The following is an 18,168-nucleotide window of genomic DNA, read 5'->3' as shown; positions in this document are numbered from 1 at the left end:
GTCCTCTCTACGGCTTGGCCACGGTGATGCGGTCGCCGTCGCCGAGATTGTCGGCCGGCGACAGCACCAGCACGTCGCCGGGCTTGACGCCCTGCACGGCCACCAGTTCGCCCAGCTTGTCGCCGGTCTTGACCTGCACCTCATGCGCACGGCCGTCCTTCACCACATAGGCCAGCTCCCGGCCCTGGCGCGTGACCACGGCGGCGGGCTGCACCGCCACCACTGGCTGGCGGTCCTGCGCCGAGGCGGTGCGCGACAGGAAGGCGATCTTGGCGCTCATGTCCGGCAGCACGCGCGCATCGCGGTCGACAAAGCGCACCTTGACCAGCACGGTGGCCTTGGAGCGGTCCACCGTCGGCACGATGCGCGACACTTGCCCCGCCAGCCGCAATCCCGGCAGCGCATCCAGCAGCAGCTCGCACGGCTGGTTGGCGCGGATCTTGCCGATATTGGATTCGGCGACATCGGCTTCCACCTCCAGCGTCTCCATGTCGGCGATGGTCACGATCGCGCCCTTGGTGTCGGCGGCGGCAGAGAAGGGCGTGATGTTGTCGCCCACGTTGGCATGCTTGACCAGCACCACGCCATCGAAGGGCGCGCGCACCACGGTCTGCTCCACCGCGACCTCGGCCGCGCGGGCATTGGCCTGGGCCGAGGCGATCGCCGCGCGCGAACTGTTGACCGAGGCCCGCGCCTTGTCAAAGCGCGCCACGTCGGCGTCGTACTGGGTGCGCGAGATGGCGTTCGGCACGATCAGGATCTTCGAGCGGCGCAGGTTCACCTCGGCGTCCTTCAGCTCGGCCTGCTGCAGCGCCAGGTTGGCCTGCGCCACCTGGACCTGTGCCTGGGCCTGGGCGAACGAGGCGGCGACGTCCTTGCTCTCCAGCCGCGCGATGATCTCGTCCTTCTTCACGCGCGAGCCTTCCAGCACGCCCAGCCATTCCAGCCGGCCCTGCGCCTTGGACGCGACCGCCGCCTTGCGCTGCGGCACGACATAGCCGGTGGCATTGAGCACGGTGAAATTCTGCGTGGGATAGGCGGAGGTGACGGTGGCGGTCTGCACCGCCTGCGGCCCGGCCAGCTTCATGGCGATGCCGGCCAGGGCCAGCACGGCCAGCGCGATCACTGCATAGCGCAGCCACCTGCGCCGGGGGCGGATGCCGGCGCCGGCCGCGGCGGCGCTCCGGTCGATTTTCAGCCTGGACAGGTCGTGGTCAGCCACTGCGCGCTTCCTCTCGCTGTGATGGGCGGGGCTCCCAGTATAGCGGCGAGTGAAAGGGTGTCCATTGCTTGCGAGAGGGGAGCAAACCGCTGGCGTGCGGGGGGAGGTCAATGCTCGGCTTCCACCGCCAGCTTCAGCTTTGCCAGCGCAAAATCCCATTGCCGCCCGATCGCTTCCAGCGACCGGCGCGCGGCTTCGACCTGGCCGGGCTCGAACTGCCACAGGCGCTCGCGGCCGGCGCGGCTGTCGCGCACCAGCCCGGCCTGCGCCAGCACCTGCAGGTGCTTGGTGACCGCCTGGCGCGTCATGGCGCTGCCCGCGGTCAGCTGCGCGATCGACAGCGCGCCGCCCGCGCACAGCGCTGCCACCAGCCGCAGCCGGGTTTCGTCGCCAAGCGCGGCGAAGACGGTCGCCGCATCGCGCAGTTCGAGCGCGGGCGGGGTTTCAGGCTGCGCTGCTGACATGCTTGCGGATGTTTTCCATCTGCCCGTCCCAGCCGCCGCTGTTCATGCGGAAGGCTTCCATGCGGCGTTCGGGCGGGATCTGGTCGAAGCCGGATTCGACCACGGTCAGCAGCGTGCCGCCTTCGGCTTCCTTCAACTCGAACACCACCAGCGTGGGCGGTTCGGCCGAATAGTCGCGGCCGCGCTCCATTGGCGCCGGATGCCAGCGCCAGGACAGCAGCCTCGGTGGTTCCATGCGCTCGACCTCTACGTCGAACTTCAGGTATTCATAACCGGGATAGGTGATGCTGCCCACGGCACGCTGGCCTGGGGCGAAGGTCACGCCGTCGAATTTCACGCCAAACCAGCTGCCGAAGGTGTCGGCGTCGGCCAGTGCATGCCAGACGCGTTCGATGGGGGCGGCCAGCAGGATGCTGCGCTCGATGCGGTCGGTGGATGAAGCCATGTCCGGTCTCCTTGTTCAGGCATGAATGGGCAACGTTGTGGTTGCATGTTAGGAGACCGGACGGGGAAGCGCAACCGAAAGGTTGCGAATTGGCCTCAGTATGGTCAGAGATCCAGCACCAGCCGCTGGCCCTTGCAGCGCGACACGCACAGCATCATCGTCTTCTGCGCAGCCTTTTCGGCATCCGACAGGTACTGGTCGCGGTGATCGGCCTGCCCTTCCAGGATGGTGGTCTCGCAGGAGCCGCAGATGCCTTCGCGGCACATGCAGTCCACCTTGATGCCCGCCTTCTCGATGGCGCGCAGCAGCGGCTCGTCGGCGCCGACCTGCAGCGTCAGCCCGCTTTTCTGCAGCACGGCCTCGAAGGCGCCGCCGGTGGCGTCGACCTCGTTGCGGAACTGCTCGAAGTGGATGCGGCCCGCGTCCCAGCCCGCGGCGCGCGCGGCGTTGACCACGGCGTCGTTCAGCGGCGCCGGGCCGCAGACATAGACGTGCGTGTCGGCAGGCTGCGCGGCGATCAGCGCGGCGAGGTCGAGCATGGTGCCGCTGTCGCTCTCGTACAGGTGAAGCTGGCCGGGCTGCAGCGTGGCGGGCAGCACGTCCAGGAAGGCGGTGGAACGGGCGTTGCGGAAGCAGTAGTGCAGTTCGAACGCCGCGCCGCGCGCGGCCAGCGCCTGGATATGCGTCATGAACGGCGTGATGCCGATGCCGCCGGCGATCAGCAGGTGGCGGCCGGCGCCGTGGTCCAGGCTGAACAGGTTGCCGGGCGCGCCGATATGCAGTTCGTCGCCTTCGCCGACCTGCTCGTGCATATAGCGCGAGCCGCCGCGCGAAGCCTCTTCCAGCCGCACTGCGATCTGGTAGTGGCCGGGCTCGCCCAGCGTGCTGGTCAGCGAATAGGCGTTGCGCAGCCGGCCGCCGTCCATATGGACGACCACGTGGCTGCCGCTGTCGAAGGCGGGCAGCGCGCCGCCGTCGCAGGGTTGCAGGGTGAAGCGCTTGATGCCGGCGGCCAGCGGCTCGACGCGGCCGACGCGCACGCGGAGCGTGTCAGTCATGGCGGTACCTCGGAATTCAGGGAAAGCAGGGAAATCGGGAAGGGGGGCAGGCCGGCACCGGGCCGGCCTGCCGGAGCCGTCAGGTGATCACCGTCAGCCTGGCAGCGATCCACACCACCAGCCCGCCGACGACCAGCGCCACGTAGGGCAGCACGCCGGCGCGCGCATTGGGCAGCTCCATGTCGCGGCGCATCGACTCGGGGAAGCGGCCCTTGTCCTGGATGTAGTGGCGGTACACGAACACCGGCACGATCAGCAGCGCGGCGATCAGGCCGTTGCGCAGCGTGTGCTCGCCCTGGAAGTTGGCGCCGGCGCCGACGAAGGCCAGGTCGAAGAAGCCGAAGAACGCGCCCAGTGCCAGCAGCCAGTTCTTGCACTTGTACGGGCGGGCCCAGTCCGGGCGGTCCATGCGGTGGATCCAGCCCGACTGCAGGTTCAGGAACACGAAGATCATGTAGCAGACGTTGCTGATCGACAGCACTGCCATGTAGTTCGACATCAGCAGCAGGAACAGGTTGAACACCAGGTCCGTCCACATCGCGCGCGTGGGCGAGCCGTGCTCGTTCACGTGCGAGAGGTAGCGCGGCAGCCAGCCGTCGACCGAGGCCTGGTACAGCGTGCGCGACGAACCCATCATCGAGGTCATCACGATCAGCAGGATCGCCAGCACCAGCATCACCACGATCACGTTGAACACCACCGCGCCGCCGCCGACGAACTTGGCCATGGCCGCGCCCACGCCGGAGCCGTCGACGATGGCCGGTTCCAGCATGCCCGACAGGCCCAGCGAGCCCTGGAAGGCGATCGGCACCGCGATGAACATGAACAGGCACAGCACGCCGGACCAGAAGATCGCCTTGAAGGTGTCCTTCTGCGGATCCTTGAACTCGCGGGTGTAGCAGACCGCGGTCTCGAAGCCGAAGGTCGACCAGCACGCCAGGAACATCGCGCCCATGGCGGTGCTGATGCCGGCGGCGTTCCAGCCGCCCAGCACCGGGGCGCCGGCGCCGTCATGGGTCAGCGGCAGCAGCGGCAGGAAGTTGGTGGACGGCATGTCGCCGGTGAACATCGGCACCAGCGCGATCAGCACCAGCGGCGTCAGCGAGGCAATGCCCAGGATGCGCTGCGTGGTGGCCGCGGCCGAGGCGCCGCTGTGCTGCAGCTTGAAGGTGACCAGCAGGAAGGCGGTGGCCAGGATGAAGGTGGAGTTCACCCGCAGCGTCAGGCCTTTGCTGACAAAGCCCAGGTCCACCAGTGTCAGTTGCCAGGTGTTGATGACCGAATCGGGCGGGAACAGCGCGCTCAGCATGTAGCCGGCGGCGAGGCTGGTGCCCAGCGCCAGCATCGGCGACCAGGCCACCCAGTTGCACCACACCGAGACCGGTGCGACAAACTTGCTGTAGCGCACCCAGCCGAGCGCGCCATACACCGAGGCGCCGCCGGATTTGTGCGGATACAGGCCCGAGATCTCGGCATAGACGAAGCACTGCGCAAAGCCGACCAGGATGGCGAGGATCCAGATCACCCAGGCCGGGTTGCCGATGGTGGCGGACACGCCGCCGATGGTGAAGAGCACGCCCGCGGGCACGCCGCTGGTGACCCAGAAGGCATCCTTCCAGGTCAGGGTGCGCTGCAGTTCATGCGATTGGGTTTGCTGCTGCGGTTGGGCGGGGGCGATCGGCGCCTGCGCGCCGATCGACAGCACGTCTTTCTGTGAATACACGATGTCTCCTTGCTTCCCGGGTTGCCGTTTATCTGGAGCTGCGCTCCGTCACGGTCTGCCGTCTGCGGTCTGGGTGGGTACGTTGCGGTACTGCCTGCCGGGGGTTACGACGGTCGGGAATGGCTGGCGGGGATTCTGGGGGCGTTTCTCATCCTTGTCTCCTGTTGTCATCCCGGGGTTGCCATGCGGCCCGTTACGGGTCTCAGGCTTTCGGGTTTCTTGTCGATTCACTGTAGGTTAATTAGATTACCAATAGTGTTTCGGGGTGAGTATAGAAACGGCTGGGAGCCAAGGCAACGGAAGATTTGTATCGTCGTTGCCAAGCGTCCTGGCCGTCTCTTCGTTACTGCTGCACGGGCTGTCCCGGGCGCGGTCCGCCCAGCGTTTCCACCACCGCATGCCCCGCCCGCCGGTTGCGCCACCAGCCCAGCAGCGTCAGCCCCAGCCAGAAGCACTGGGTCAGGAACGACGCCAGGTTGAAGGCGCCGGTCAGCGAGATCAGGATGCAGCTCGGCCCGATCACGTTGAGGACGACGGCCAGCCTGCCGGTCGGGGATTTGTGCAGGACCTGCACGGCAAAATGCGCGGCAACGTAGGCGGCAACGCCGACAAGTCCGGTCGCGTCGGTAAGACCCAGGGAGGCCATGGTGGTAGGAAGCGGTAAAACAGCGGTTGAAGATTGCCGTCAGAACGTCTTGGTCACCGAGACCAGGAACGTGCTTTTCAGCGGGTTGGAAACGGACGGGTTGCCGGACGAATCCAGCGCCCCGGTGGTGTACTTGTCGTAGACGTCGGTACGCCCCCAGCCGCGGGTATAGGCGCCGGTCACGGTCCAGCTGCCCTCGAAGGCCTTGGACAGCGCCACGCGCACGTCGCGGAAGTTGTAGGCGGCAAAGTTGCGCACGCGCTCCTGGCCGTAGTGCAGCAGCAGCGTGACGCCGTGGCCCAGGTCGAAGGTCCCGTTGATATCCAGGTAGCCGGAGCCGCGGCTGTGCAGGTCATTGCCGGCGAGCAGCGAGGCGCTGTTGTAGCCGAAGTAGTCGGGCGTATAGGTCAGCCAGTACTTGACGTTGAACCACTTGTACGTCAGCGACGCGACGGCTTCGCCGTAGTTGTACTTGGTCTGCGCGTACTGCAGTTTCGCGCCCGGGTACAGGTAGTAGTAGACCTGCCCGGCATAGGTGAAGTCGCCAATGGTGCCGGTGTAGCCGGCATACAGATCCCATTCGACGGTGCCGCCCTCGATGAACTTGTCGCTGATGCTCGACATCCACGTGCCCGCGGAAAAGCCGCTCGGGTGGGCGTAGTCGATGCCGCCCTGCACCGCAGGCCTGCCCCAGGTCTGGCGGAAGCCGCGCGATACGTATTGCGATGTCAGGGTCAGGTTGGCGCTCAGCGGCGCTGGCGATGCGGCCTCGGCCGGCGGCACGGTCGCCGTGACCTGCGGCACCGGCGCCACGGCCAGCCTGGTTTCGGCCTCGGCACTGGTCTGCGCCTGCGCGCTCAGCGCCTGGCACAGCAGCAGGGGCAGGGCGCCTTGCAGGGCCCGTCTTGAATCAAAGTATTTGCGCAGCATGGAAGTCTCCTCCTTGCAGCCGGTCTGGGTTTGTTCTGGGTAGCCGGCTTTGTGGTGTGGGTGCGCGGCGCGCCGACCGGACGCACGCTGCCCGCCGGGGACCGAAGTCCCGGCAGCACATGCGTCGGTCAGGGGTTCTGGCGGGAAGCCCGCGCGCCGCGCCGCCTGGTCAGGCGGGCATCGGCATCGGCATTCGCGCAGTGGCTGGCGGATGCCGCTCCGCGTCTGCCTGCGCCCCGCCGCGCGCGGTGGCGGCCTTGTAGTAAGGCGCCGTCGAGCGTTGCAGCGGTGCGCGGCCGCGGATCACGTCGGCCAGCTTCTCGGCCATCATGATGGTGGGCGCGTTCAGGTTGCCGGTGATGATCTTCGGCATGATCGAGGCATCGACCACGCGCAGGCCAGACAGCCCGTGCACGCGGCCCTGGTTGTCGACCACCGCCATCGGGTCGGAAGCGTCGCCCATCTTGCAGGTGCAGGACGGGTGCAGCGCGGTCTCGGCATGCTCGCGCACGAAGGCGTCGATCTCGGCATCGCTCTGGATCATCATGCCGGGCTTGATCTCGCGGCCGCGGAACTGGTCCATCGCCTGCTGGCCGATGATCTCGCGCGTCAGGCGCACCGCGGCGCGGAACTCGCGCCAGTCGACGTCGTGCGCCATGTAGTTGAACAGCAGGCGCGGCTTCACGCGCGGGTCGCGGCTGGCCAGCTTGACAAAGCCGGTGCTGGGCGAGCGCATCGAGCCCACGTGGCACTGGAAGCCATGCGACTGCACCGGGTTGCTGCCGTCGTAGTTCATCGCCAGCGGGATGAAGTGGTACTGCAGGTTGGGCCAGGCAAAGTCATCGCTGCTGCGGATAAAGCCGCCCGCCTCGAAGTGGTTGGAGGCCGCGGTGCCGGTGCCGCGCAGGTACCATTCGACGCCAATCGCGGGCTTGTTCCACCACTTCAGCGCCGGGTACAGCGATACGGGCTTGGTGCATTCGTACTGCAGGTACATCTCGAGGTGGTCCTGCAGGTTCTCGCCGACGCCCTTCAGGTCTGCCACCGACTCGATGCCAAATGCGCGCAGCTCGTCCGCATTGCCCACGCCCGAGCGCAGCAGCAGTTGCGGCGAGGCGATCGCGCCGTTGCTGACGATCACTTCCCGGCGCGCACGCGCTTCGCGCACATGGTCGCCCTGGATGTACGAGACGCCGATGGCGCGCTGGCCGGAGAACAGGATGCGGTCCGCCAGCGCGCGCGTATGCACGGTCAGGTTGGGCCGGTCCTTGGCCTGGTCCAGATAGGCCAGCGAGGTGCTACAGCGGCGCCCGCGCGCGGTGGTGGTGCGGTCCATCGGGCCGAAGCCTTCCTGCTTGTAGCCGTTCAGGTCATCGGTCTGGCCATAGCCGGCCTGCTCGCCGGCCTTGATAAAGGCGCGGAACAGCGGGCTGATATCGGCCTTGGGCGTGGTCACGTGCAGCGGGCCGTTGCCGCCGTGGTAGTCGTTGGCGCCCTTGTCATAGGTCTCGGCCTTGCGGAAATAGGGCAGGCAGTCGGCGTAGCTCCAGTTCTCCAGCGAACGGTTTTCGGCCCAGCCGTCGTAGTCCATCGCGTTGCCGCGGATATAGACCATGCCGTTGATCAGCGACGAACCGCCCAGCCCCTTGCCGCGGCCCTGCGTCATGCGCCGGTTGTTCATATGCGGCTCGGGCTCGGTCACGTAGGCCCAGTTATAGGTGGTGCCCTGCAGCGGATACGCCAGCGCGGCCGGCATCTGGGTGCGCCAGTCCAGGCGCCAGTCGGGGCCGCCCGCTTCCAGCAGCAGCACCGAGACATCGGCATCCTCGGTCAGCCGCGCGGCCAGCACGCAGCCGGCCGAGCCTGCGCCGACGATGATGTAGTCGTACTCATGGATTGCCTGCATGGTGCAATCTCCTTGTTTGCTTGACGCCGTGCGTGGCGGGCCGGGGGAGGGCCTGCCGCGCGCGCGATTGCGAAGTCAGCTGCGCTCAGGCGCCGAACCAGCCCATCGCCTTGGGGGCCAGGTTGATATAGCTGTGCTTGAGTTCGGTGTACTCGTCCAGGCCGATGCGGGCCAGCTCGCGGCCGATGCCGCTCGCCTTGTAGCCGCCCCACGGCGCTTCCGGGAAGTACGGGTGGTAGTCGTTGACCCACACCGTGCCGAAGCGCAGCCCGCGCGACATCCGGTTGGCCTTGTCCAGGTCGCGGGTCCAGACCGCGCCGGCCAGGCCGTACGGGGTGTCGTTGGCGGCACGCAGCACCTCTTCCTCGGAGCGGAAGCGCTCGGCCGTGATCACCGGCCCGAAAATCTCCTCCTTCGCAATTTTCATGTCTGCCGTCACGTCGGCCAGCAGCGTCGGTTCCAGCCAGTAGCCCGTCTTGAAGACGTCGCCAGCCGGCCGCTTGCCGCCGTGGACCAGCCGTGCACCCTCGGCAATGCCGGCCTGCACCATGCCCAGGATCTTCTCGTGCTGTTGCGCCGACTGCACCGGGCCCATCTGGGTCTCGCCGTGGAAGCCGTTGCCGATCACGATGCGCGGCAGGCGCTCGGCCAGCCGGCTGATGAATGCATCATAGATGCCGTCCTCGATCATCAGGCGCGAGCCGGCGGAGCAGACCTGCCCGGCGTGGAAGAACGCGGCATTGAGCGCGTAGTCGACCGCTGCGTCCAGGTCGGCATCGGCAAACACGATGTTCGGGTTCTTGCCGCCCAGCTCCAGGCCGATGCGCTTGAAGTTGCCGGTGGCGGCCTTCATGATGCTTTCGCCGGCATAGGCGCCGCCGGTGAAGGACACCAGGTCCACGTCCAGGCTCTCGGCCAGCTCGGCACCGACTTCGGCGCCGCCGGTCACCAGGTTGAACACGCCCGGCGGCAGGTCCAGCTCGGCCACCAGTTGCGTGAAGTGGTGCGTGGTCAGCGGCGTCAGGTTGCTGGGTTTGATCACCACGGTATTGCCGGCGCCCAGCGCGGGCGCGATCTTCCACGCGGCCTGCAGCAGCGGGTAGTTCCACGGCGTGATCAGGCCGCACACGCCAACCGGCTCGCGCAGGGTGCGGCTGATCACATGGTGCGGGGCTTCGTTGACGGCGCCCGACTCGGATGCGACCAGCCCCGCAAAGTAGCGGAAGGTGGCGGCGATATCGCCCATGTCGGTGCGGCTCTCGGTCAGCGTCTTGCCGGTGTTGAGCGACTCCAGTCGGGCGAGCTTCTCGGCATCGCGGTCAATCAGTTCGGCGATCTTGTTCAGCAGCCTGGCGCGGTCACGGATCGTCGTCTGGCGCCACGGGCCGTCGAAGGCCTTGCGCGCAGCGGCGATGGCCAGGCGCGCGTCGGCGCGGGTGGCTTCGGCTGCCTGGGCGATCACGGACTCGTCGGCCGGGCTCAGGATGGCGCGCGTGCCTTGGTCGATGGGCGACTGCCACTGGCCGTCGATATAGAGCTGGGTCAGGATCATTGCTGCGGTTCCGGTTCGGTGGTTCGTTTCAGGCGGCCAGGGCGTCGAGCACCATCTGCTGGAAGTGCTGCACGCCGTGCTCGCCGATGGCGGAGGTCTTGTCGTCGGTGACCAGTAGCGGGCCCTGCCCGTTGCGGTAGCCGCGCGACTTCAGGCCGCGCTGCACCGATTCGACGATGCTCAGGTCTTCGGGCTTGAGCACGTTCTTGTAGTACTCGATCAGTTGCTCCTGCTCGGCCGTGGGCGTGCTGTCGCGGAAGTAGAACTCGAAGTGCTGGATGGTGGTGTCGGCATCCACCGGGAACATGTAGAACACGCCGTAGTTGCCATCGCCCGGCAGCACGTTCAGCGTCACGTTGGGCCACAGCCAGTAGGCGGCGAAGTCGGTGTTGGGGGCGTCGCTGTCATAGGTGAAGGCGTCGCTGCCCGAGCGCGTCTGGCCGACCTGGCTGGTGTAGAGGCCGCGCACTTCGTGCTTGTAGGTCTCCATCCTGATCGACTCGACCAGCGCCGGGTGCGCGGTCTGGCAGTGCAGGCATTCCAGGTAGTTGTCGACCACCACCTTCCAGTTGGCCTTCATCTCGTAGGTGAGCTTGTGCGCGGGCACCAGCTTGTCGACATCCGGGCAGCGCGCGCGGATCTCGTCGTTGAGGCCGCCTGCCAGCTCGGCCAGCGGTTTCGCGTCCATGTCCAGGTTGACGAAGACCAGGCCGCAGAATTCTTCCACGCGCACCGGCGTCAGGCCGGCGTTGTCCTTGCAGAAGCCCGGCACGTTCTCGGCGTTGCGCACGTGGATCAGCTTGCCGTCCAGGCCGAACGACCAGGCGTGATACGGGCAAGTGATCACGTTCTTGGCCTTGCCCGCGCCATCCGCAAACAGCTCATGGGCGCGGTGCGGGCAGACGTTGTAGAACGCGCGCAACACGCCGTCGCGGCCGCGCACTACGAACACGTTCTCGCCGGCCACTTTCACTGTGGCGTACTGGTTGTTCTCGGCCACCTGGCTCTTGTGCATCACACACACCCAGCTGCGCGCGAAGATGGTCTTCTTCTCCTGCTCGAAGACTTCCTGCGAGGTGTAGTAGTGGGCCGGCAGCGTATAGGCCAGCGGCGGGGTGGTGCCGCAGGCGGGGGCGGTGGTCTCTTGCATGGGTTGTCTCCTTGTTGGTCTCGTTGCCTTATCGATTCACTAACAGTTAATTAAATTACTGTTGGTGATGTGAAGTGAAGTCTAGTGAGGAGCGCCGGGGTATTGCAATTCAAAAAACCGATGAAATCTGCTCGCTTGATGGTCCATGGCTATCAATTCGCGCGATTTGCGGTGATGGTGTAAGGTTCGAGTTACTCAATTCACCATCGGTTGAAAAAAAGCGGAGGGGATGCCCATGACGGAAGACACTTTTGCCACGCGCCTGAAGGGGGTGCTGGAAGGCAAAAGGATCATGCTCAAGCAGGTGGCAGAGGCGCTGTCGGTATCGCCGTCGGCGGTGCACAAGTGGACCCGCGGCGGCGAGATCGAATACGAGCGGCTGCTCGCGCTGGCGCGCTTCCTGGGCGTCAACTGGCTGTGGCTGCGCTACGGCGAGCAGGCCATCGCCGACCTGGAGGCCAGCACCGCCTCTGACCCACACATCAAGGAACTGCGCCAGAAGCACCTGGCGGAGATCATGGAGAGCGAGGCGCGCATGAAGTTCGCGCAGGAGGTCTCGGGCATCGTCACCTGGGAATGGAACGTGCTGACCGATGGCCTGACCTACTCGTCCAACGACGTCACGCTGTTCGGCCGCCACATCCGCAACATGGACGACTTCTGGGCCTGCGTGCATCCGGCCGATGTCGCGCGCCTGCGCGAGGTGCTGGCACGCACGCTGGGCGCGCAGGAGATGCACGAGTGGGAGTTCCGCGTCGTGCACGGGGACACCACGCGCTGGATCTCGTCGCGGGCCACGCTGGTGCGCGACTTCGACCAGCGCCCGGTCAAGATGATCGGCGTCAGCCTGGACATCACCGAGCGGCGCCGCGCCGAGGCTGCGCTGCGCCAGAACGAGGCGCTGCTGGCCAAGGCGCAGGAGATTGCCCACCTGGGCGGCTGGTACTGGAATATCCAGACCGACGACTGCGCCTGGACCGACGAGGCCTACCGCATCTTCGGCTGGGCCCCGCAGGCGTTCAAGGTGACCATGGAGCGCTACCTGGCGTCGATCGTCGAGGAGGACCGCGCGCGCGTGCAGGCGGCCATCCGCGCGGCCATCGTCGACAAGGCGCCGTACAGTGTCGACTACCGCATCCAGCTGCCCGACGGCAGCCATCGCGACATCCATGAGGAAGGCGAGGTCACGCTGGACGAGCACGGCAACGCCCTGACCATGGTCGGCGCCTCGCAGGATGTCACCACCGGGCCGGCAGCGCCGCCGGCAAGAGGCGGCGGCAAGGCCCCGCGCAAGCGTGCGGCGGACAAGCCGCGCGCACCAGCCTGACAGCGCCACAGGGCGGCATGCATTGCCGCCCTTTTTCATTGGGCGGGTCTTCCGCGTCACGTGAAGGAATAAAACCGTTTGTTTCAGTGTAAACGTTAGTGGAACGTTTGTTTCATATTCCGCTATGATGGCATCTCCATGGCGCCGGATACCGCGCGCCCGTACAAGGAGGAGATCCATCATGTCCCTGGCCAAGCCAGCCATCCCGCAGTCCCCGGGCCACGCCGCGGTGTTGCCGGACGCCGCCGCTACCGCGTTCGCCAAGGTCACGCGCCGCATCGTGCCGTTTATCGTGCTGTGCTACTTCTTCAGCTACCTGGACCGGGTCAACGTGGGCTTCGCCAAGCTGCAGATGCAGCAGGCGCTGGGGCTGAGCGACGTGGTCTATGGCCTGGGCGCGGGCATCTTCTTCTGGGGCTACATGCTGTGCCAGGTGCCCAGCAGCCTGCTGATCTACCGCCTCGGCATGCGCCGCAGCATGGCGGCCATCATGATCCTGTGGGGGCTGGTATCCGCCGCGACCATGTTCGTGACCACGCCGATGGAGTTCTACGCGGCGCGCTTCCTGCTGGGCGTGACCGAGGCCGGCTTCTTCCCGGCCGCGGTGATGTACCTGAACAAGTGGTACCCGGCCGACCGGCAGTCGCGCATCATGTCGATCCTGTTCCTGGCGATGCCGCTGGGCATGGTGCTGGGCGGCCCGATCTCCGGCGCGCTGATGTCAGCCACGCATGACCTGCACGGGCTGCAAGGCTGGCAGTGGATGTTCCTGATCGAGGCGCTGCCGGCCATCGTGCTGGGCCTGCTGCTGTTGCGCATGCTGCCCGAGTCGCCGGAGGCCGCGCCATGGCTCACGCCGGCCGAGGCGGGCGCCATCACCCACACGCTGACCACCGAGAACGCGAAGAAGAACACCCGCTTCATCGCCGCGCTCAAGTCGCCGGTCCTGTGGATGCTGATGGCGATCTGCCTGCTGTTCAATATCGGCAACTACGGCCTGGTGTTCTGGCTGCCCACCATCATCCAGTCGACCGGGATGTCGTCGCCGCTTGAGATCGCCATGCTGACGGCGATCCCGTATGCGGTCGCGTGCGTGGCGATGAACGTCAACGCCGCGCACGCCGAGCGCACCGGCGAGCGCCGCCTGCACTCCGCGCTGCCGCTGCTGGTGGCCGCCGTCGGCATGTGGGCGAGCGCGCTGTTCCCGCACAACACGGTGATGGCGATGGTGTTCCTGACTATCGGCATTTCCGGCCTGATGGCCACGCTGTCGATGTTCTGGGGCCTGCCGGGCCGCGTGCTGGCCGGCACCGCCGCGGCTGGCGGCATTGCCATGATCAACAGCGCGGCCAGCCTGGCCGGCCTGATCGGCCCGGTGCTGATGGGCGGCATCAAGCAGAGCACCGGCAGCATCTCGCTGGGCGTGCTGGCGCTGGCCGGGCTGATGCTGGCCGCGGCGGTGCTGATCCTGGCGATTCCACGCCAGCTGATGCAATCGCGGAGCTGAGGGATGGCGCAAGCAACCATGGCACAAGCAAGCGATGACGATCCCGCCGGCCTGGTGGCACAAGCCGCCGCGGGCCTGCAGATGCCGGTGGCACCTCAGGATTGCGAGCAGGCCGCCGCGCTGCTGGCCGGCATGGCGGCCATGGTGGCGGGCCTGCGCCAGGCGCTGGCGCAAGCGGAGGGGCAGCATGGTTGCTGACACGCTGACCGCCGCCGCCATGGCCGCGCAAGTACGCAGCGGCGAGCGGCTTGCCCTCGACCTGGTGCAAGACGCCCTGCAGCGCGCCGAAGCCGCCGCGCCGCTCAATGCCTGCTCGGCGCTGCTGGCGGACAGCGCACTGGCGCAGGCCGCCGCGCTGGACCGGCTGCGCGCGCAGGGCCGGCCGCTGCCGCCGCTGGCGGGCGTGCCGTTCGTGGTGAAGAGCCTGCTGGACGTGCGCGGCCACGCCACGCTGGCCGGCGCCGCGCCACGCGCGCAGGAGCCGCCGGCACTGCGCCATGCCGATACGGTCGAGGCGCTGGTCGCCGCGGGCGCGGTGCCCGTTGCGCTGGCGGCGATGGACGAATACGCGTGCGGCGCCACCGGCGAGAACGTGATCGGCGGTCCGGTGCGCAATCCGCTCGATCCGTCGCGCATCACCGGCGGCTCGTCGGCCGGCACCGCGGCGCTGGTGGCTGCCGGGGTGGTGCCGTTCGGGCTGGGTTCGGATACCAATGGGTCGATCCGCGCCCCGGCCGCGTTCTGCGGCATCTGGGGGCTGCGCCCGACCACGGGGCGGTTGTCCCTGGCCGGATGCGTGCCGTATGCGCAGAGCCTGGATACGGTCGGCCCGATGGCCGGCAGCGCCTGTGACCTCGCGCTGGCCTATGCGGCAATGCTCGGCGTGGACGCGCCTGCTGATCCGCAAGGCCGTGGTGCCGCGACGCTGCGCGTCGGCGTGCTCGGCCGCGGCTTCTCCGATTTTGCCGAGCCCGCGGTGCAGGCGGCGGTGCTGCGTGTGGCCTCGGCCTTTGGCGCGGTGCGCACCATTGACCTGCCCGACGCCGACAGTTCGCGCGATGCCGCCTCGGTGATCTCCGCCTACGAAGTCGGGCGCAACCACCAGGCCATGGGCTTCTCCGAGCGCCATGGCGGCTACAGCGCCTTCGTGCGCCAGCGCATCCTGGCCGGGCTGGCGATGCCGCGCGGCTGGTATGACATCGCGCGCCAGTACCAGTCAGCGTGGCGGCAGCGGCTGCTGGCGCTGTTCGATGACGTCGACCTGCTGCTGGCCCCTTCGACGCCCTATGCGGCCACGCCGATCGGTGCCGACACCGTTAACGGCACCGGCCGCATCTATTGCCCACGTGCCGATGCCGGGCACCTGACGCGCCCGTTGTCGCTGGCGGGCCTGCCCGTTGTAGCCGCGCCGTGCGCGGGCGAGGGCTTGCCCGCAGGCATCCAGATCGTGGCCGCGCCCGGGCTCGAGAGCCAGGCACTGGCGGCGGCGCGCTTCCTTGAGGCGCAGGGGCTGTGCCGCAGCGCGACGCCCCGATGGCTGTAACGACTGTTTCATGGAGTTCGGGCCGTTGCGGCAAAGGCATTCGTGCCGGCGCTGCTATTGTTTCATGATGACAATTTAAGAAACAAATGTTGCATTGGCTCGGGTCATGCCCCTATACTGCAAACGCGTAGCCGGGTCCAACCCAGGTACTGAACGGGATATCGAGATGCAAGATCAAAGGCAGCAGCAAAAGCGACGGTTCATGGCCACCCTGTTGTGGCTGGGCGCCGTGGGCCTGGCTGGCCCGGCAATGGCGGACAGCTATCCGTCGCGCCCGATCCGCCTGGTGGTGCCGTCAGCCGCCGGCGGCAGTCCCGACGTGCTGATGCGCGCATTGGGCGCCGAAGTCGGCAAGTCGCTGGGCCAGTCGTTCGTGATCGACAACAAGCCCGGCGCCTCGGGCGTGATCGGCATCTCCGAACTGGAACGCGCCGCGCCTGACGGCTACACGCTCGGCTATGCCAACAACGTGACGCTGTCGATCAACAAGAGCACCTTCCGCAAGCTGCCGTACCGGCCCGATGCCTTCGTGCCGGTGGTGCTGCTGTTCAAGGTGCCGAATGTGATCGCGGTCAGGCCGGAGATGCCGGTGAAGACCTTTGCCGAGCTGGTGGCCTACGTCAAGGCCAACCCGGACAAGGTCACCTATGCCTCGCCGGGCCAGGGCACGTCCGGCCACCTGACTGGCCAGCTGCTCGCGGACAAGGCGGGGCTGGCCTGGACGCACGTCGGCTACAAGGGCAGCCCGCAGGCCGCCACCGATGTGATGGGCGGCCAGGTCAATGTGCTGATCGACAACATGCCGACCATCCTGCCGCTGATCAAGGCCGGCAAGCTCAAGCCGCTGGCGGTGACCAGCCTGGCGCGCTCGCCGCTGCTGCCGGCGCTGCCCACCATCGCGGAGTCCGGCGTGCCGGGTTTCGAGGGGGTGGCCTGGGGCGGCCTGGTCGCGCCGCAAGGCACGCCCGCCGGGGTGGTGGGCAAGCTCAACGGCGCCTTCAACCGCGCGCTGGCGGATCCGGCCATCAAGGACAAGTTCGCCGCACTGGGCGCCGAGACGGTCGGCGGCACGCCGCAGGCGCTGGCCGGCTATGCCGCGCGTGAAACCGACAAATGGGCGGCCGTGGTCAGGCAGGCCGGCATCACGCCGCAGTAAGGCCCGCCAACGAGACAAGGATTGACGATGGCATCGCAACCAGCCGCGCCCCGGCGCGCCGACCTGATCTTCCGCAACGCCACGGTCGTGGACGGCACGGGCGCAGCCCGCCGCGCGGCCGATGTGGCAGTCGCGGGCGACCGCATCGTCGCCGTAGGCGACTGCGCTGACATGACCGCGGACCATACCGTGGACGCAGCCGGCCGCGTGCTGGCACCGGGCTTTATCGATGCCCACACGCACGACGACGGCTACCTGCTGGTGCATCGGGACATGACGCCCAAGGTGTCGCAGGGCATCACCACCGTGGTCACCGGCAACTGCGGCATCAGCGTGGCACCGCTGGTCAGCAGCGCGCCGCCGCAGCCGCTGGACCTGCTGGGGCCGCCCGCGCTGTTCCGCTTCGATACCTTCGCGCAGTGGCTCGACGCATTGCGCGCGACGCCGGCCAACGTCAACGTGGTGCCGCTGCTCGGGCATTCGACGTTGCGCGTGCGCGCGATGCCGGAGCTGAACCGGGCCGCCAATGCAGAAGAAATCGCTGCGATGCGCGACGAGGTAAGGCTGGCAATGGAGGCGGGCGCCTTCGGTGTCTCGACCGGCACGTTCTATCCGCCCGCGGCAGCCGCCACCGAAACCGAGATCATCGCCGTGTGCGAGCCGGTCCGCACCCACGGCGGCGTCTATTCCACCCACCTGCGCGACGAGACCGACGACATTGTGCCGTCGATCGAAGAAGCGCTGCGCATTGGCCGCGCGCTTGACTGCCAGGTGGTGTTTTCCCACCACAAGGTCGCGGGCAAGCGCAATCATGGCCGCTCGGTCGAAACCCTCGGCCTGCTGGCCGACGCCGCGCGCTTGCAGCCGCTGTGCCTGGACTGCCATCCCTATCCCGCGACCTCGACCATGCTGCGGCTGGACCGCGTGCGCCAGTCCACGCGCACCATGATCACCTGGTCCACCGGCTACCCGCCCGCGGGCGGCCGCGACTTCCACGAGCTGATGCAGGAGCTTGGCCTGGACGAGGACGCGCTCTTGGCAAAGCTGCGCCCCGCGGCGGCGATCTACTTCATCATGGATGAGCGCGATGTCGAGCGCATTGCGCAGTTCCCGCTGACCATCTTCGGCTCGGACGGCCTGCCGTTCGATCCGCGCCCGCATCCGCGCCAGTGGGGCACCTTCCCGCGCATCCTGGCGCGCATGGTGCGCGAAGACCAGCTGATGACGCTGGAAACCGCAATCCACAAGATGTCCGGCCTGGCCGCGCAGCAATACGGGCTGGCGGACCGCGGCCGGATCGTGCCAGGCGCGTTTGCCGACCTGGTGCTGTTCGATGCGGACCGGGCGCAGGACCGTGCCACCTTTGAAGACCCGCTGCAACTGAGCACCGGCATCCACGGCGTCTGGGTCAACGGTGCCAGGGTCTGGGAACAGTCCACACAGACGGACAGCGAAGGCAGCGCACTGCCCGCGTTTTCCGGCCGCGTGCTGGAGCGCCACCCCGCCGACACCGATTCCGCTCTGCGCCGCTGACGCGCG

16 protein-coding genes are annotated in these 18,168 nt (G+C 67.5%); 6 read left to right on the top strand and 10 right to left on the bottom strand.

The genetic code is table 11. The features are described 5' to 3' along the window. Positions 1-7: 7 nt before the first annotated feature. The 10 genes from C265_RS18505 to C265_RS18460 form a co-directional block, all read right to left on the bottom strand. The gene (locus C265_RS18505) at positions 8-1,222 is read right to left on the bottom strand and encodes an efflux RND transporter periplasmic adaptor subunit (protein WP_010810998.1); all 1,215 of its coding nucleotides are present in this window, start codon (positions 1,220-1,222) and stop codon (positions 8-10) included. A 107-nt stretch (positions 1,223-1,329) separates the two neighbouring features. Beyond that, positions 1,330-1,686, bottom strand: coding sequence for a helix-turn-helix transcriptional regulator (locus tag C265_RS18500; protein WP_010810999.1), 357 nt, complete (start codon positions 1,684-1,686; stop codon positions 1,330-1,332). Beyond that, positions 1,667-2,131: an SRPBCC family protein gene (locus C265_RS18495; protein WP_010811000.1), complete on the bottom strand. Its 465-nt coding sequence runs from the start codon at positions 2,129-2,131 to the stop codon at positions 1,667-1,669. The genes C265_RS18500 and C265_RS18495 overlap by 20 nt, the downstream gene beginning before the upstream one ends. Positions 2,132-2,235: 104 nt before the next feature. Then, entirely contained in the window at positions 2,236-3,189 is a 954-nt protein-coding gene (locus C265_RS18490; RefSeq protein ID WP_010811001.1) for a PDR/VanB family oxidoreductase, read from the bottom strand. Between the two features lie 79 nt (positions 3,190-3,268). Beyond that, positions 3,269-4,891 (bottom strand): APC family permease, encoded by a 1,623-nt coding sequence (locus C265_RS18485; protein ID WP_062804628.1) that lies wholly within the window; start codon positions 4,889-4,891, stop codon positions 3,269-3,271. A 364-nt stretch (positions 4,892-5,255) separates the two neighbouring features. Further along, a complete protein-coding gene (locus tag C265_RS18480) occupies positions 5,256-5,558 on the bottom strand; it encodes a hypothetical protein (RefSeq protein WP_010811003.1) in 303 nt (100 codons plus the stop codon). Positions 5,559-5,597: 39 nt separating this feature from the next. Continuing rightward, positions 5,598-6,488 (bottom strand): TorF family putative porin, encoded by an 891-nt coding sequence (locus tag C265_RS18475; protein ID WP_010811004.1) that lies wholly within the window; start codon positions 6,486-6,488, stop codon positions 5,598-5,600. Between the two features lie 169 nt (positions 6,489-6,657). Beyond that, positions 6,658-8,394, bottom strand: coding sequence for a choline dehydrogenase (gene betA, locus C265_RS18470; protein WP_010811005.1), 1,737 nt, complete (start codon positions 8,392-8,394; stop codon positions 6,658-6,660). 85 nt (positions 8,395-8,479) lie between these two features. Then, complete coding sequence (locus tag C265_RS18465) at positions 8,480-9,946, bottom strand: aldehyde dehydrogenase family protein (RefSeq protein ID WP_010811006.1); 1,467 nt, start codon at positions 9,944-9,946, stop codon at positions 8,480-8,482. A gap of 28 nt (positions 9,947-9,974) precedes the next feature. Next, complete coding sequence (locus C265_RS18460) at positions 9,975-11,096, bottom strand: SRPBCC family protein (RefSeq protein WP_010811007.1); 1,122 nt, start codon at positions 11,094-11,096, stop codon at positions 9,975-9,977. A 235-nt stretch (positions 11,097-11,331) separates the two neighbouring features. Between C265_RS18460 and C265_RS18455 the strand changes: the two genes are divergently transcribed. The 6 genes from C265_RS18455 (at position 11,332) to C265_RS18430 (ending at position 18,162) form a co-directional block, all read left to right on the top strand. Beyond that, complete coding sequence (locus C265_RS18455) at positions 11,332-12,423, top strand: helix-turn-helix transcriptional regulator (RefSeq protein ID WP_010811008.1); 1,092 nt, start codon at positions 11,332-11,334, stop codon at positions 12,421-12,423. A gap of 181 nt (positions 12,424-12,604) precedes the next feature. Next, positions 12,605-13,930, top strand: coding sequence for an MFS transporter (locus C265_RS18450; protein WP_010811009.1), 1,326 nt, complete (start codon positions 12,605-12,607; stop codon positions 13,928-13,930). Positions 13,931-13,948: 18 nt separating this feature from the next. Then, positions 13,949-14,128, top strand: coding sequence for a hypothetical protein (locus C265_RS18445; RefSeq protein ID WP_144062259.1), 180 nt, complete (start codon positions 13,949-13,951; stop codon positions 14,126-14,128). Continuing rightward, the gene (locus tag C265_RS18440) at positions 14,118-15,473 is read left to right on the top strand and encodes an amidase family protein (protein WP_010811011.1); all 1,356 of its coding nucleotides are present in this window, start codon (positions 14,118-14,120) and stop codon (positions 15,471-15,473) included. The genes C265_RS18445 and C265_RS18440 overlap by 11 nt, the downstream gene beginning before the upstream one ends. 202 nt (positions 15,474-15,675) lie before the next feature. Beyond that, complete coding sequence (locus C265_RS18435) at positions 15,676-16,629, top strand: tripartite tricarboxylate transporter substrate binding protein (RefSeq protein WP_010811012.1); 954 nt, start codon at positions 15,676-15,678, stop codon at positions 16,627-16,629. Positions 16,630-16,656: 27 nt separating this feature from the next. Then, positions 16,657-18,162, top strand: coding sequence for an amidohydrolase family protein (locus C265_RS18430; RefSeq protein WP_010811013.1), 1,506 nt, complete (start codon positions 16,657-16,659; stop codon positions 18,160-18,162). Positions 18,163-18,168: the final 6 nt, after the last annotated feature.

Origin of the sequence: Cupriavidus sp. GA3-3 (genome assembly GCF_000389805.1) — a bacterium.
GTDB lineage: Bacteria > Pseudomonadota > Gammaproteobacteria > Burkholderiales > Burkholderiaceae > Cupriavidus > Cupriavidus necator_D.
Note: the sequence above shows the minus strand (reverse complement) of the source record. Positions and strands in the feature narration are given on the sequence as shown.

Coding starts and splice junctions, on each gene's coding strand:
- C265_RS18500 (WP_010810999.1), bottom strand. CDS start 1,686: ATGTCAGCAGCGCAGCCTGAAACCCCGCCCGCGCTCGAACTGCGCGAT.
- C265_RS18495 (WP_010811000.1), bottom strand. CDS start 2,131: ATGGCTTCATCCACCGACCGCATCGAGCGCAGCATCCTGCTGGCCGCC.
- C265_RS18490 (WP_010811001.1), bottom strand. CDS start 3,189: ATGACTGACACGCTCCGCGTGCGCGTCGGCCGCGTCGAGCCGCTGGCC.
- C265_RS18480 (WP_010811003.1), bottom strand. CDS start 5,558: ATGGCCTCCCTGGGTCTTACCGACGCGACCGGACTTGTCGGCGTTGCC.
- C265_RS18475 (WP_010811004.1), bottom strand. CDS start 6,488: ATGCTGCGCAAATACTTTGATTCAAGACGGGCCCTGCAAGGCGCCCTG.
- betA (WP_010811005.1), bottom strand. CDS start 8,394: ATGCAGGCAATCCATGAGTACGACTACATCATCGTCGGCGCAGGCTCG.
- C265_RS18465 (WP_010811006.1), bottom strand. CDS start 9,946: ATGATCCTGACCCAGCTCTATATCGACGGCCAGTGGCAGTCGCCCATC.
- C265_RS18460 (WP_010811007.1), bottom strand. CDS start 11,096: ATGCAAGAGACCACCGCCCCCGCCTGCGGCACCACCCCGCCGCTGGCC.
- C265_RS18455 (WP_010811008.1), top strand. CDS start 11,332: ATGACGGAAGACACTTTTGCCACGCGCCTGAAGGGGGTGCTGGAAGGC.
- C265_RS18450 (WP_010811009.1), top strand. CDS start 12,605: ATGTCCCTGGCCAAGCCAGCCATCCCGCAGTCCCCGGGCCACGCCGCG.
- C265_RS18445 (WP_144062259.1), top strand. CDS start 13,949: ATGGCACAAGCAAGCGATGACGATCCCGCCGGCCTGGTGGCACAAGCC.
- C265_RS18440 (WP_010811011.1), top strand. CDS start 14,118: ATGGTTGCTGACACGCTGACCGCCGCCGCCATGGCCGCGCAAGTACGC.
- C265_RS18435 (WP_010811012.1), top strand. CDS start 15,676: ATGGCCACCCTGTTGTGGCTGGGCGCCGTGGGCCTGGCTGGCCCGGCA.
- C265_RS18430 (WP_010811013.1), top strand. CDS start 16,657: ATGGCATCGCAACCAGCCGCGCCCCGGCGCGCCGACCTGATCTTCCGC.